Origin of the sequence: Psychrobacter sp. APC 3426 (assembly GCF_030408035.1) — a bacterium.
Taxonomy (GTDB): domain Bacteria; phylum Pseudomonadota; class Gammaproteobacteria; order Pseudomonadales; family Moraxellaceae; genus Psychrobacter.
On record NZ_JASDCF010000002.1, the window covers coordinates 131297 to 145694 of the forward strand.

Below are 14398 nucleotides of genomic sequence, written 5' to 3' on the forward strand. Positions count from 1 at the left end.
CGATAACAGCTAACAGCGTTAAACTGCCTAAGATTGGTCATATCAAAGCCAAGTTTCCAGCCAAGATAAATGGTTTGATTAAGAGCGCCACGGTCAGTAAAGAGCCTACAGGTAAGTATTTTGTCAGTTTACTGGTTGAGACTATTGTAGAGCCATTACCAAAAACCTACTCAAACATCGGCATTGATTTAGGATTGACAGACTTTATCGCCCTATCGGACGGTACAAAAGTTGCCAATCCTACCTTTTTATCGCAGCTGCAAGACAAGCTTGCGCGAGAACAGAAAATACTGGCCAAGCGTAGAGCCGTTGCTAAAGCGGATCAGCGCAAATTGTCAGAGAGCCGCAACTACCAAAAGCAAAAACTCAAAGTCGCCAAAGTCTACGAGCGTATCACGAATTGCCGAAAAGACTTTCTACACAAACTCTCATTCACTCTCATCAAAAACCACGATGTGATTGCGATTGAGGACTTAAACGTCAAAGGCATGGTTAAGAATAGGAAGTTATCTAAAGCCATATCAGACAGCTCATGGTCAACCTTCACCACCATGCTGAACTACAAGGCTGAATGGTACGGCAAAACGCTTGTCAAAGTAGACCGATGGTATCCATCTTCTAAGACTTGCTCAGGCTGTGGTCACTTACTGACTAAGGCTGAGCTACCATTACAGGTGAGATCATGGAATTGTCCCAGTTGCTTGCAGTCCAACGATAGAGACATCAACGCCAGTATCAACATCCTAAACGAAGGATTGAAGTTGGCAACACTCAAAACCGTCGGTGCGACGGGGTTAGCTTAGTCCATTTGCCTAACCGCTGATACAAAACATCGTATCAAGTATGGGTATTACCTAAGAAACCCCTACCTCTATAGGTGGTGGGTAGTTCATAGGGCTATCAAGTAGATGGTAAATTTACTAATGGCGCAGGTAATAAGGTCTTATGTATGCCAGCTCGTGGTTACTCGTTTGCTGCTGGCGGCGAGAATGGTCCATCGGACATACCAGGTATGTATGAGGGCATGACACGTGAAAACTTCCGTATTAATGATGATATTAATAAAGTAGACCAATCCTTTTTAGGCAGCTTGACGCGTGGGGCTTTTGGTATTGTCTCTACCGTCAGTCAAGATGACTGTCAGGATGAAAAACAGGTGTTATTACCGACTGGCAGTTGGGGCTGGATTAACACTGAGCAACCTGTTCAGCTGATGCGTATCGGTAATATCGCCATCGTTGCTATTCCTGGTGAGCCAACGACTATGGTTGGACGACGGATGCGCGCTGTCGTGCTGGCGCAGCTAAAAGATTCAGGCGTAGATACCGTTATTATTAATGGTTTGGCGAATAACTATAGCGGCTATCTAAGCACGCGTGAAGAGTTCGCCACCCAGCATTATGAAGGAGCGTCTACTGAATACGGTCCTTATCAAACGGCTGCTTATATACAGGAGTATACGCAATTGGCTGAGGCGCTACGGGATGGCACACCGCCTGATCGCTCAGCTAAGTCGTTTAATGAGCGTCCAGGAGTCATATTCGATGACAAGCCTATCAGGCAGCAATGGGGGCAAACGCTTACTCAACTAAAATCAAACTACCAAAAAGGTGACGTCGCAACAGCTATATTCCGCAGTGCTCATCCTAAAAACAATCTACGCACCGAAGACAGTTTTTTAAAGGTGCAGCGTTTTGAGAATGGCCAGTGGGTGGATTATCTGAGTGATAGTGACTTTGATACCACCTATACTTGGCAGCGTGAAGGGGCAGCTTATAGTAAAGCTATTATCGAGTGGCGAATCAGCAACGACACGCCAGCGGGTACGTATCGATTGACTCATCAAGGCGATTGGAAAAGTGGCTGGACACGTAAAATAAAGCCGTATTCGGGCGCTTCTAATAGCTTTACGGTCCAGTAGCGGTATATACTCTAAAAAAGTCTACATTTAACGAAATTCATAAATGAGCCAGATATCTAAATATCTGGTTTTTTACATTTTATGCTTTCAACTTGATAAGGCGCTTACCTAAGCAAGCAATTACATGACGAATGGTAGCGTTTTAGTTACCGGCGACCTAGGTTTTAGGTTGATTAAAAAGTATAATATATTGTTACATACTTTAATACTAAACTCATAATAACGATGAGTGGTGTATTTGTGCTCTTTGATTTTTGATAGTTTGTTTTATTTAAGCGACCGCCTCCTATGCCACTTCTAGATACGCTGAGACCGAAGAGTCCATTAAAGTATGATGGTGTCTATCGATTTGACTATCCAGAAGTTTTTGTCTTAATATTTACGGTCGTATTGCTTGTTTTACATTATGACTTTAGCCCAACCTCGATGGCGCTTCTTGTCATTGTTTGCTTACCCAGTTTAATGATTCTGATTTATAACTATCGACGTCAAACCAGTTTTTGGACGTCTAATATTGTTATCATTTTACTATCAGCAGTAATTGGGTCGATACAATTCTGTGCGGTCATCTCTATCAGCCTAGCATCGTTAATAGGTCTGCGTATTATTATCAGTAGCACCGAAAACCAGCTCAGACTGACAGTGGTATCGATGGTGAGTGTTGTCATTTTCTATTATGTCAGTGTGACGTTGAATGGCGCTGATATGGACTGCCATGAAGGCTGGCTACCAACGTTGGTACTATTAGCCAGTATGGCAGTGATCTTATGCCAGTTTCGCTATGTATACCAAAGATATATCGGTCATGAAGAACGCTCTCATCAAGCAGTCAGTCGATTGAGTACCATGGTATCGGTCATTAATAAACTGACGCGCTTTGTACCGCCACAAGTTTGGGAGCCAATCGTTAAAACTGATGGCCCAGTGAGTGTTTCTAACAAACGTGCCAAGCTTACGATTATGTTTTCAGATATCGTTGGTTTTACTGAGTTGTCTGACAGCCTGAGCGCCGATAACCTAGCAGATATCTTGAATACCTATATGCACTGTATGACTTTAATTGCTAATAAACATGGAGCAGTGCTCGATAAGTTCGTCGGCGATGGGATGGTATGCTTTTTTGGGGAGCCAACCAGTCGCGGCGCTCGTCAGGATGCATTAGATTGTGTGGCCATGGCAATAGATATGCGACGTGAGATGCGTACCCTAAGGCATAAATGGCGGCTAATGGGCTTTGAAGGGCTTTATATACGTGTTGGTATTACCACAGGCTACTGCCATGTTGGTAATTTTGGCAGTAATAATCGTCTTAGCTATACACTAATTGGCAAAGAGGCAAATCTGGCAGCCAGATTAGAGTGTCAAGCTGGCAAGGATGAGATACTGGTTAGCGAAAGCACTTATGATTATGTGTGTCATAATTACGATTGTCAGCATGTAGGCGCATTTCAATTAAAAGGCTTTGATGCTAAGGTCAATGCTTGGCAGGTGTTCGATCCGGACGCCAATAAAGGTCATTTATCAAAGTGGGTGGATCACACACTGCCAGGTTTTAATCTGCACTTAAACTTTAAAGACATGAACGACAATGATTATCAAGATATCAGAGAGCGCTTAAATTTTGCGCTTGAGCGTATTGAGCAGGAACAAGAAAAAGTTATCACTGATATCAAAGCAGAAAGCGAGCGTGATGATCGTTAAGGCTGGTTAAGAAAAGTATTGAATAGACCCGACTGTAAAATTAACACCTATAAAGTTGAGAGAAAAAAGCCAGCTATCATAATGATAGCTGGCTTTTTAATATAACAAGGTAGAATTGCTACTAGCGTTTAGTGATTTTCTTTTGCATGGTTGAGCGTATATTTAGGAATTTCGATGGTCAAGTCTTCATCTTCAAGCATGACCTGACAAGACAAACGTGAATCAGGCTCTAATCCCCAAGCACGATCTAATAAGTCAGCTTCGATATCATCCATCTCATCTAGACTATCAAAGCCTCTACGGACAACTACATGGCAAGTCGTACATGCTTTTGACATCTCACAAGCATGTTCAATCTTAATGCCTTTTTCTAATAATGCTTTACATAAATTTTTACCAGCTTCTAGCTCGACTTCAGTGCCTTCAGGGCAAATTTCATGATGGGGTAATACGGTAATTTTTGGCATAAATTGTCTGTCCGATGCTAATCAATTAAAAAAAATAAAAACTGAGAAATATAAAGGTCATTTTAGTAAAGTCGCTAAGCTTTATTCTCAAATATAAATATTCCTAAATGTATCTGCTACCAATCTTGGGCACTGGTACCTGCCATGCTGGTTTTCACGCTTTGATTCATAATACGGGCAGCAAAGGCATCACTATGAGGTTTAAGCTTTGCTTGCTCTGCTTCGATAACGGATAAATCATCAGTGCTAAGCGCTGTTTGTAGTGCGTCTATCTGTTCAGCTAATGATTGTTGCTCATCAGAAGATAGTAGAGCTGCAAATTCTTTCAGTGCAGATTGTAACGCAAGTACTTCACGCTCTGCTTCTACTTTGGTCTCGATTAAAGAGCGTGCATTTTTATCTTCTTCAGCGTGTTGGAACCCCGCCATAAGCAATTGCTCTTTTTGCTCATCTGACAATCCATAAGAAGGCACAATCTCAATTTTGCTTTCTGTCTTGGTGGTGGTTTCTTGTGCACTAACGGTCAATTGACCATTGGCATCAATGCTAAAGGTCACTTCAATACGGGCAAACCCAGCTTTCATTGGTGGAATGCCGTATAGCTCAAAGCGCCCAAGCGAGCGGTTGTTTTCGACTGTTTCGCGCTCACCCTGTACCACGTGAATCACCATACCAGTCTGACCATCTTGATACGTGGTAAATACTTGGCGCTTTTTGACAGGGATAGGGGTATTACGTGGGATAAGTACTTCAACTAGGCCGCCCATGGTCTCAAGACCGAGTGATAGCGGCGTTACGTCAAGCAATAATAAGTTATTGTCACTATCACCATTGACCAATTGATGCGCCGTTTGTGCAGCACCTAAGGCGACCACTTCATCTGGATTCAGACGGCAAAGCGGCTGCTTGGCAAAAAAATCAGTCACGACTTGTTGTACAGCAGGCATACGGGTAGAGCCGCCGACCAAGATGACTTCATCCAAATCTTTAATCTCAAGCTTGGCATCACGCAGTACTTGTTCGCATACGCTGAGCGTGCGGCGGTTAACTGGTTCTGCAATAGCGAGTAAATCTTCACGACGTAGTACACCTTGATAAGACTGCTCATTGACAGTAATATCGATGTCAACTTGTTCGGCGTCGGTCAATGCTTGCTTATAGGCTTTGGCTTGTTGTGCGAGTATCGATTTGTCATGACGACTCACATCTTTTGGATCGATGTTTAATTGCTTGATAAGCCAGTTAGTCATCAGGCGGTCAATATCGTCACCACCTAAGGCACTATTTCCACCAGTTGCCAATACTTCAAAGACGCCATCAGTCAATTTTAAAATAGACACATCAAAGGTGCCGCCACCCAGATCATAAATCAAGTAATAGCTTTCTTTATCGTCACCTTGTGTAGGCTGGTCGAGACCATAGGCAACGGCTGCCGCGGTAGGCTCATTTAATAGACGTAGGACATTAATGCCTGCCGCTTGTGCCGCGTCTTTAGTCGCTTGACGCTGTGCTTCATCAAAGTAAGCAGGTACGGTAATGACAGCCCCTTCGATGCTGTCTGCAGGCAATGCGCTCGCTGCTCGTTGCTCTAGCGCTGCTAATATACGTGCGGATACTTCGACAGGAGAGACTTCGCCCTGAGCCGTCACGAATGCTGGCATAGCGTCTTTGCTGCCACTTAGCTCATAGGGGTGAGAGAATTTGATATCAGCTTGGCTACGACCCATAAAACGTTTAGCCGAGACAATCGTATTTTTTGGATCATCCGCTAAATGGGCTAGGGCATCATAGCCGACTAATGGATTACCTGTACTTGGATAATAGACGACAGAAGGTAATAAAGTGTCATTGTCCGCACCTGCTTCTAAGACTTGCGCCTTGCCTGAACGTACCACTGCAACCAATGAACGTGTAGTACCAAGATCGATTCCCAAACCAAAACGATGTTGGTGAGGTTGAGCGCTTTGATTGGGTTCGGCAATTTGCAATAAAGACATAAGATAACTCAAAGATAAAATGAAATGAAAGAGATAAAATTAATAAGTGAAATGGAACAAATACGATAAGCACACTTTTATAGTTTGACTACTTTTTTGCACTTACGTAAAAGCTGTAATCACGTAAAATGCAGAGACTTAACGATTAAAAGTGCTTAAAATAAGAGATTATACGGTATCGCTGCTATTAATTTAACCTTAACCTGTGAATAGCAATTAAATTGCTAGGCGTATAGCTGAAATAAGCCATACGAATTTAAACGTACAGATCGTCATCATCCGAATGTTCAGCAGTCGCTAGATTATCAAGACCAATAGTAACGTCAGCATTTAATTTTACTAAGAATTTCAACTTTTGGGTCGCATCAATCGCTGTTTGCCAGTCTTGGCTTTGGTAAGCATTGCTAAAACGCTCAGACTGTTTGGCTAGGCGTTCTGTAATCTGAGGATGTAGCTGTTGTAATGTCGCACGGTCTTTGTCTTCAATCGCTTCATCTAAATCAATACGCATCTGCATGGCATCTTCTAAGAAGTCTAGGTCTGCAATTGAGTGCTCTAGGTTTTGTGCTTGATTTGCCATATCTAACAGATAGCTAGCACGACTGTCAGGCGTACTTAACGTTTGATACGCTTGGTTAATGAGTGCTGAAGCTTGCTCAGATTGTTTTTGCGCTTGTGCCGTATCTGATACGTTTTTGACGACATTATCAGGGTGATAACGCTTTTGTAGCAGACGTAGATGCTGATCGAGACTGTCTTGATTGACTTCAAACTGTACAGGTTGCTCAAATAGGGCAAAGAAGTTATCAAATTGTGCTTCTGCTGTAATGTCTGTCATATCATACGCCTTACTTTTTTATTTGTTATCTCAAAACTTTGTCTGGCTGAGGACTTGTTTACGAATTGATAGCTATTCTAAATTAACGACAGCATTATTATTCGTTACTGTCTGCTATTAAAATCATAAATGCTAAACCATTAAACCGTAAAAGATTCGCCACAACCACATTCACCTTTCTTATTCGGATTGGTAAACTTAAAGCCTTCGTTCAAACCTTCTTTTTCATAATCCATTAACAAGCCATCTAAATACACTAAGCTTTTGGGGTCAATAAATATACTGACGTCACGGCTTTCATATCGCGTGTCATTTTCATCAGGTGTATCTACAAACTCTAAAACGTAAGCCAAGCCTGAGCAACCCGCTGTACGGATACCAACTCGAATACCTTCGCCTTTACCGCGATTGTCCAAAAAATCTCGAACATGCTGAGCGGCGCGTTCTGTCATTTCAATCATGCCAACTCCCATTGACTATCAATAGTTAAAAATATTAATTTAATAAGAAGTTACTAATAATAAATATAAATAAGATTCTGTGTAAACTGGCAATCAAAATAACAATCTTGCCAAAATAGAATGCTAAGAACGATTAGAAAATAAAAGGTGACAATTACATAAGCGTTATTGTCACCTCTTTAGCGTTAGCAGCTGTGCAATACACTGCTACTAAAGTATTACTATTAAGATAGTGTACTTAAAAGTACAACACCTACGCTAACAGGTTTAGTTAGTCGCTTCTTCTGATACTTCAGCAGCGCCATGCTTACCTTTATAGTCGCTAATAGCAGCTTTAATAGCATCTTCTGCAAGTACAGAGCAATGCACTTTTACTGGTGGTAATGCAAGCTCTTCAGCGATATCGTTGTTTTTGATTTCGCCAGCTTGATCCAAGCTTTTGCCTTTTAGCCACTCAGTCACAAGCGAGCTTGAAGCAATTGCTGAACCACAGCCATAAGTTTTAAAGCGTGCATCTTCGATGATACCGTTATCATCGACTTGGATTTGTAGACGCATCACATCGCCACAAGCTGGGGCACCAACCATACCGGTTCCAACGTTTTTGGCATTTTTATCAAGATTGCCAACGTTGCGTGGATTTTCGTAATGATCAATAACTTGGTCACTATAGGCCATGGGGTTTTCTCCTAGTTAGATGATGAGTAGTCAATTACTGACTTCAAATGTCTCACTACTCATCGATAATTGGGGTCAAACATATAGTTAATAAAGACTGTACTTATACAAGCTGTATTTATAATTGTCTGATCAATCGTTTAATGGCTATATTCTATAACCATGTCGTTAGTCGTTTTACTAAATTTTAGTGCTCAGCCCATTCGACTGAATCTAAATCTACGCCGTCTTGATACATATCCCAAAGTGGTGATAGGGCACGTAGTTTATCAACTGCTTCATGCATTTGCTTAATCACTCTGTCGATGTCTTCTTCAGTCGTATAACGGCCAAAGCTGAAACGAATAGAGCTGTGTGCTAACTCGTCTGGACGACCAATAGCGCGTAATACATATGATGGCTCAAGCGTCGCTGACGTACAGGCTGAACCTGATGATACTGCTAAGTCTTTTAGTGACATCATCAGTGATTCACCTTCAACGAAGTTAAAGCTGATGTTCACAATATTAGGTACACTGTTCTCAAGATCACCGTTTAGATAAGTCTCTTCGATATCTTGTAGACCATCCCAAAGCTTTTGGCGTAGTTTGGCTGCATGTGCATGGTCTTCTTCGTAACGCTCATTGGCTAGGGCAAATGCTGCACCAATACCAACGATTTGATGTGTCGGTAATGTACCTGAACGCATACCGCGCTCATGTCCACCACCATGCTGTTCTGCTTTTAGGCGCACACGCGGCTTACGACTGACGAATAGGGCACCGATACCTTTAGGGCCGTACGCTTTGTGACCTGAGAAACTCATCAAGTCGATTTTCATCTCTTGCAGGTCTACACGTACTTTACCAATAGTCTGTGCACCATCGACATGAAAGATAACACGTGCTTCGCGAGTGATTTCGCCAATAGCGGCAACATCAGTAATGGTACCAAGCTCGTTGTTCACCATCATGAGTGATACTAAAATCGTATCATCACGTAAAGCTTCTTTGACTTGCTCTGGCAAAATAATACCAGTGCTAGCCTGTGGCTCAAGATAGGTAATCTCAAAACCTTCTTGCTCAAGCTCACGGCACGTATCTAGTACCGCTTTGTGTTCAATTTTACTGGTAATGATATGTTTACCACGAGACTGATAAAAATGTGCAGCACCTTTAATCGCTAAGTTGTCAGACTCTGTTGCACCAGAGGTAAAGACAATCTCGCGTGGATCAGCATTAATTGCTTCAGCAACTTGCTGACGCGCTGTTTCTACCGCTTCTTCTGCTTGCCAGCCATAGCCGTGCGAGCGCGAGGCCGGGTTACCAAAGATGCCATCTACAGTCAGATACTCGCTCATCTTAGCTGCAACTGATTTAGCAACTGGCGTAGTGGCGGCATAATCTAAGTATATAAGGTTGTTATGTTGGCTCATGCTGGGTTTGCCTCGCTGTTCGATAGGGTAATAGTATTGATGTCTTTTATGGAGATCTCTTTAGTAGAGGTGTGCTGACGTTCTGATACTGACTGCACGTTTTCCATGTCTAATAATTGCGCTAATGTTATGTTTTTCAAGTACTGTTCGATATGATTTGACAATGCACACCATAAATCGTGGGTTAGACACATTGTACCACCTTGGCAGTCACCGCGTCCTTCACACTGCATCGCGTTAACCGATTCATCGACGGCTGAAATAATGCTCATAACGTCGATTTCGTGTAAAGGTTTGGCTAAATGATAGCCGCCCGCTGCACCGCGAATACTAGTGACCAGACCACGCTTGCGCAGTTTGGAAAATAACTGTTCAAGGTAAGAGATAGAAATTGATTGCCGTTTGGCTATATCAGACAAGGATACCGCACTGTCTTGTTGGCTGGTTTGTAGCGCCAAATCTAATAACGCGGTAACGGCGTATCTGCCTCGAGTAGTCAAACGCATATGTCATCTCCAAACTTAAATATCATTTTATTTAACAACGATCTTAACGAGAGCGTATCTCTAGGAGCGAGTAGATTCATTGTCAATAATTGACGAAGTCTATAAGCAAGCTATTGAGACAGTGAGCTGTTAAGTTGTGTCTTATCGTTATTAAACAGCAGATAGTTAACCCGATGTGTGCAACGATTGAGTCAATTATACTTAATCCCGAGTAATTTAGTCAAGATTAAAGTGTGGTTGAATGGTTAATCAAGCTTAATACAATGATTGATAAAAACAATGGTATTAAAAGAGAGGGTTTCCTTGAGTGAAATCTCCATCTGACCTAGCTTGTATTCCCCATCTCTCACTGTCTACAAAGCATGTCGGAAAAATAAAAGAGATAAAAAAGCGCTTAATACCTTCGCGAAGGTGTTAAGCGCTTTTTTGTACAGTAATGCATCAGCATGCTGTTATAAATCATATAACTGAAGTAAATATGACCACAATGAACTAACCAGTACATTAGAAGTAATAGAGTTCTGCATAGAGTGGTTAAAAACTAGTTCATCAATAACGCTATGAGTGAGGCAACCATAATCACAAGCGCAGCAATCGTTACAATCACCAACAGTTTCTGCTTACTTTCTAATTCTTTTACGGTGGTTTCAAGTTCACGGTTTTTAATAGTCAATGTAGTAATTTGCGTTTGTTGTTCCTTGATACGCAGTTTATAACTGTTCTTTTTGTCTGCCATTTCTTCTTCGGTCGGCTTAGACTTACCTTTGCCGCCTTTGAATTTTTTGATTAACCCTTGAATCAAGCTACCCAGACCGAGCTGCATGATGAACTGTTTGACCAATTGTACTTGTACAGATTCGCCACGCATTTGCAGCTTTTCAGTGGTCTCACTATCATGAGTGGTAATGGCATTGATGACTTGAATGCTGTAGGCGTTGATAACGACATCAGGCTCACTACGTCCTATGGGCAGCTGCGCATCTAATAAAACGCCCTTGGTGCTAAAAGTAGCAAAAACTTCTACATGAGGCAAATACAAACGCAACGCCACAACAGTGCCTTGCTTGGCTAGCGGATAAGCGGCTTTACGCAGTTCGGGGTCTAAGCGTAACAATAGGGTCAGCGCCGACTCGATGAACACCAGAATGATATTAAGCAGAGAGTTAGACAACGTAGAACGCTTCATGTAGATAATCCGTTTTTTATTTGGCAAATTAGAGGCAAAAGACAAACAAGAGTCAAGTTTGACCCAAAATGTGCAGTCATATTTCGCTTATAGTAACGCCTTTATAATAAAAAGTAACGCTAGTTTCTATTAATTGGCTATCAGTTGGCAAGGTATTACCTTACAATTTGCCAGTCAATAAAGACACTGGTATTTATGACTGACAATGTATTAGTATGGCTAGGCAGCGGTTTTTATGGACGAAATTATATGCTATAAAAGCACTTAAGCTAAAATAGCGATTTAGTAGGAAAATTGCAGAGGTTTTGCGTAACATTGAGTGTCAAATACGTAGTAAGGCAGACAAAAATATGTAAAATCGCTTGCGCTCCTTATGCTGCCTTGATATAAAGACGATAACAAAGCGAAACCTGTTGATACGTGAGTCAGGTACTTCTTATTGCTTAAGTGCTATGAGAGCGTTACAATACCTGGCGTGAGCGTGTATTATCCCCCTTAAACTTGAAGGAAATTTTATGAATAAGTCAGAATTGATTGATAGCATCGCCGACAAAAGTGGTCTAAATAAGACTCAAGCTGGTGATGCTCTAAATGCTGTTATGGAAAGTGTTGGCGAAGCGTTAGAAGCTGGCGACAGCATCTCATTGGTTGGCTTTGGTACTTTTAGCGTAAAAGACCGTAAAGCACGTACTGGTCGTAACCCTAAGACTGGCGAAGAGCTTAGCATTCCAGCAAGTAAAGTACCAAGCTTCAAAGCTGGTAAAAACTTGAAAGAGCGCTTAAACTAAGCCGCTATAACGCTAAAAAAGGCCACTATTACTCACGACTATATTATAGAGACAAGTGCTGCATAATAACGTGATACACGAATAAATCAGCGCTTGTTGAAATTGTAATAGGCAATTGAATCATAGATGGTCGCTCATGAATTAAGACATACATTAATCCATGAGCCAGGCACAAGAAAAGCACCTAATATTTAGGTGCTTTTTTTATTGCTATAGTTTGTATCGTACCACATGAATATTTTGAGTCTGCACCAAAAATCACGTATCATAGGGCGCGCGATAGATGCGTTGTTTGAACAAGGCTGCTCCAACAAGTCTTATTTTTTATATTAAATGTATACGTTCTTACTCTTACCATTGCCGGCTTAGATAGCATTGATATTAATAGTAATATTACAATGGTTTTTCATCAATATAGGTTAATAAAGCAGAGATAACTATGGATAAATTGCGCGATTTCTTAAAAAGCTGGCCAGGTCGCATTTTATTGATTTTATGCCTATCGCCGCTCGCTCTATTGGGTGTCGAAAGCTATTTTGGAGGCGGGGTAGATCCCAACCAAGTCGCTCAGGTGGGTGAGGCAAGCGTAGGGCTGTCCGAGTATCAGACTGCCGTTAATAACCGTCGTACCGAATTGCTAGAGCAAGTTGACGACGCCAGCCTATTGAATGAAGATGTGCTACACGAGCAAGTCCTAAAAGGTCTTATTGACCGTACGTTGCTAGAGCAGCAAGCAGGCAAGCTTGGCATGACAGTCTCCGATGACACGATTAATCGTTTGTTGCGTCAAGAAGAGATATTTAAAGATGCAGAGGGTAACTTTTCTAATGATCAGTTTTCAAACTTTTTGCGTCAGCGCGGTATGACCAAAAACCAGTTGTTCGCAGAATTTCGTAATCAGTTGAGTCTCGATCAGCTTAACGCCAGTATTGTTGGTACTGCTGTATATCCAATGCAAGCGGTCAGTCAATTGATTGACCTACAGCTTGAATCACGCAATATTTGGCTGCATCGTTTTAATTGGCAAGATTACCAAGACCAAGTAAAAATCAGCAAAAGTGATGTTCAATCTTATTATGATGCCAATAAAGACAAGCTAAAAAGCGCGGCAATGGTGGACTTGGCTTATATTCAATTAAGCCCGCAAACCATTCAAGTCGATGATGTCACTAAAGAAGATTTGCAGCAGCAGTACGAAGCCTATAAGCAAGGCCTGGCTATAGTAGACGAGCGTAAAGTCAGCCAGATTCTGCTAACAGGCGATGGTGCCAAAGCTCGTGCAGACAAACTTAAAGCCCGCTTAGATAAAGGCGATTCATTTGCAGCGCTTGCTAAAGCTGAATCAGATGATCCATCAGGAGAGACAGGCGGCGATATTGGTCGTTTTAATGCTTCTGTATTTGGTAATGATGCTGCTGCCGTAGAAAAAGCTTTAGAAGGTCTCAGTGTGGGTGATGTCACAGCACCAATTAAGACCAGTTTTGGCTACCAGATATTTACGGTGACCGAAGACAATGGTAGCAAAATCCCAAGTCTAGAAAGCATGCGTGATGAGCTGACTGCTAAAGCCAAAGAGTATAAACGTCAGGAAATCTATGCTGACAAAGTAACATCGATTAATGATTTAGCAGCAGATGGCTTTAGTATCGAAGATATTGCTCAACAAGAAAACGTGACGCTAAAACGTCTGAAAGACTACAGTAAAGAAAATAACAAATCGGTATTGTCGCAACCAGCAGTAATCAAGCAAGCTTTCGATGAATTTACCATTCAAGATCAAGCAGTGACGGCAGGTATCGAGGTTGGCAGTGGTACGGTATGGGTACAGCCAAGCAACTATCGTCCTACTAAAACGTTGGCTTTATCTGCAGCTACCCCAAGAATTACTCAAACATTACGTCAGCAAAAAGCCACTGCACTGGCATTAAAAGATGCGAAAGCGTTGGCTGCTAAAATTAAAACCCCAGCTGATATCAGTAAGCAGCCCGTTAAATTCCAAGTATTGGGCGAGGTAAATCGTCAAACCACGTTATTGACAGAAAAAGAGCGTGGCTTGGCATTTAGTCAGCAAGCAGCTGATAATGGTGTGGTTGCTATTACCAGTGAGTCTGAGATGGGTGCAAGCTTATTGGTCGGTGATCGCATCAAAACTGAGCAGCAGTCACCGCTTTCTGATATGCAACGAGCACAAACAGCGGCCATTATTCGTGATAACTTAGGTCAAGATCAGCTCCAAGATTACTTGGATTATCTACGCATGGTTTATAAAGTTGAGATTAACGAAGCTAATATGGCAAACGCGCAAGGTCGCTAACGCTTATTTGCTAAGTTTAACTCATTATATGACAACGCATAAAAAAGCCACTGTTCGTGATGAACAGTGGCTTTTTCTTGGATGATCGATAGACACGTTAGAAACCGAGCCAACACGCTCAGTAGTA

The 14398-nt window shown here is 41.9% G+C and carries 13 protein-coding genes and 1 pseudogene; 6 read left to right on the top strand and 8 right to left on the bottom strand.

Annotated features, from left to right (window positions below):
• Positions 1-2 precede the first annotated feature (2 nt).
• From QL919_RS02685 to QL919_RS02700, 4 genes and pseudogenes are all read left to right on the top strand, one after another.
• Positions 3-803: an RNA-guided endonuclease TnpB family protein gene (locus QL919_RS02685; protein WP_290188171.1), complete on the top strand. Its 801-nt coding sequence runs from the start codon at positions 3-5 to the stop codon at positions 801-803.
• Between the two features lie 143 nt (positions 804-946).
• A pseudogene (locus QL919_RS02690) lies at positions 947-1441 on the top strand (neutral/alkaline non-lysosomal ceramidase N-terminal domain-containing protein); the annotation flags it as partial.
• Between the two features lie 24 nt (positions 1442-1465).
• Positions 1466-1921 (top strand): neutral/alkaline non-lysosomal ceramidase C-terminal domain-containing protein, encoded by a 456-nt coding sequence (locus QL919_RS02695; protein WP_290188172.1) that lies wholly within the window; start codon positions 1466-1468, stop codon positions 1919-1921.
• Positions 1922-2209: 288 nt separating this feature from the next.
• Positions 2210-3622 carry an adenylate/guanylate cyclase domain-containing protein gene (locus tag QL919_RS02700; RefSeq protein ID WP_290188058.1) on the top strand — a complete coding sequence of 471 codons (1413 nt, stop codon included), beginning with the start codon at positions 2210-2212 and terminating at the stop codon, positions 3620-3622.
• 128 nt (positions 3623-3750) lie between these two features.
• Here the strand turns inward: QL919_RS02700 and fdx are convergent, their stop codons facing one another.
• From fdx to QL919_RS02740, 8 genes are all read right to left on the bottom strand, one after another.
• A complete protein-coding gene (gene fdx / locus QL919_RS02705) occupies positions 3751-4089 on the bottom strand; it encodes an ISC system 2Fe-2S type ferredoxin (protein WP_290188059.1) in 339 nt (112 codons plus the stop codon).
• A gap of 116 nt (positions 4090-4205) precedes the next feature.
• Positions 4206-6086, bottom strand: a complete 1881-nt coding sequence (gene hscA, locus QL919_RS02710) for a Fe-S protein assembly chaperone HscA (protein ID WP_290188060.1) — start codon at positions 6084-6086, stop codon at positions 4206-4208.
• A 256-nt stretch (positions 6087-6342) separates the two neighbouring features.
• Positions 6343-6924, bottom strand: coding sequence for a Fe-S protein assembly co-chaperone HscB (gene hscB / locus QL919_RS02715; RefSeq protein WP_290188061.1), 582 nt, complete (start codon positions 6922-6924; stop codon positions 6343-6345).
• A gap of 140 nt (positions 6925-7064) precedes the next feature.
• Positions 7065-7385, bottom strand: coding sequence for an iron-sulfur cluster assembly protein IscA (iscA, locus tag QL919_RS02720; protein ID WP_201574252.1), 321 nt, complete (start codon positions 7383-7385; stop codon positions 7065-7067).
• Positions 7386-7652: 267 nt separating this feature from the next.
• Positions 7653-8063: a Fe-S cluster assembly scaffold IscU gene (iscU, locus tag QL919_RS02725; RefSeq protein ID WP_290188062.1), complete on the bottom strand. Its 411-nt coding sequence runs from the start codon at positions 8061-8063 to the stop codon at positions 7653-7655.
• Positions 8064-8250: 187 nt separating this feature from the next.
• Positions 8251-9477, bottom strand: a complete 1227-nt coding sequence (locus QL919_RS02730; RefSeq protein ID WP_290188063.1) for an IscS subfamily cysteine desulfurase — start codon at positions 9475-9477, stop codon at positions 8251-8253.
• A complete protein-coding gene (locus QL919_RS02735; RefSeq protein WP_290188064.1) occupies positions 9474-9983 on the bottom strand; it encodes an Rrf2 family transcriptional regulator in 510 nt (169 codons plus the stop codon). Before QL919_RS02735 ends, QL919_RS02730 begins: the two co-directional genes overlap by 4 nt.
• 541 nt (positions 9984-10524) lie before the next feature.
• Positions 10525-11169 carry a hypothetical protein gene (locus tag QL919_RS02740; protein ID WP_290188065.1) on the bottom strand — a complete coding sequence of 215 codons (645 nt, stop codon included), beginning with the start codon at positions 11167-11169 and terminating at the stop codon, positions 10525-10527.
• 515 nt (positions 11170-11684) lie between these two features.
• Between QL919_RS02740 and QL919_RS02745 the strand changes: the two genes are divergently transcribed.
• A complete protein-coding gene (locus tag QL919_RS02745) occupies positions 11685-11957 on the top strand; it encodes an HU family DNA-binding protein (RefSeq protein WP_045445077.1) in 273 nt (90 codons plus the stop codon).
• Positions 11958-12396: 439 nt separating this feature from the next.
• The gene (locus QL919_RS02750) at positions 12397-14271 is read left to right on the top strand and encodes a SurA N-terminal domain-containing protein (protein WP_290188066.1); all 1875 of its coding nucleotides are present in this window, start codon (positions 12397-12399) and stop codon (positions 14269-14271) included.
• Positions 14272-14398: the final 127 nt, after the last annotated feature.

What these genes read in the sequence shown, in the direction of transcription:
- QL919_RS02700 (WP_290188058.1), top strand. Translation starts at nt 2,210, where the DNA reads ATGCCACTTCTAGATACGCTGAGACCGAAGAGTCCATTAAAGTATGAT.
- fdx (WP_290188059.1), bottom strand. Translation starts at nt 4,089, where the DNA reads ATGCCAAAAATTACCGTATTACCCCATCATGAAATTTGCCCTGAAGGC.
- hscA (WP_290188060.1), bottom strand. Translation starts at nt 6,086, where the DNA reads ATGTCTTTATTGCAAATTGCCGAACCCAATCAAAGCGCTCAACCTCAC.
- hscB (WP_290188061.1), bottom strand. Translation starts at nt 6,924, where the DNA reads ATGACAGACATTACAGCAGAAGCACAATTTGATAACTTCTTTGCCCTA.
- iscA (WP_201574252.1), bottom strand. Translation starts at nt 7,385, where the DNA reads ATGATTGAAATGACAGAACGCGCCGCTCAGCATGTTCGAGATTTTTTG.
- iscU (WP_290188062.1), bottom strand. Translation starts at nt 8,063, where the DNA reads ATGGCCTATAGTGACCAAGTTATTGATCATTACGAAAATCCACGCAAC.
- QL919_RS02730 (WP_290188063.1), bottom strand. Translation starts at nt 9,477, where the DNA reads ATGAGCCAACATAACAACCTTATATACTTAGATTATGCCGCCACTACG.
- QL919_RS02735 (WP_290188064.1), bottom strand. Translation starts at nt 9,983, where the DNA reads ATGCGTTTGACTACTCGAGGCAGATACGCCGTTACCGCGTTATTAGAT.
- QL919_RS02740 (WP_290188065.1), bottom strand. Translation starts at nt 11,169, where the DNA reads ATGAAGCGTTCTACGTTGTCTAACTCTCTGCTTAATATCATTCTGGTG.
- QL919_RS02745 (WP_045445077.1), top strand. Translation starts at nt 11,685, where the DNA reads ATGAATAAGTCAGAATTGATTGATAGCATCGCCGACAAAAGTGGTCTA.
- QL919_RS02750 (WP_290188066.1), top strand. Translation starts at nt 12,397, where the DNA reads ATGGATAAATTGCGCGATTTCTTAAAAAGCTGGCCAGGTCGCATTTTA.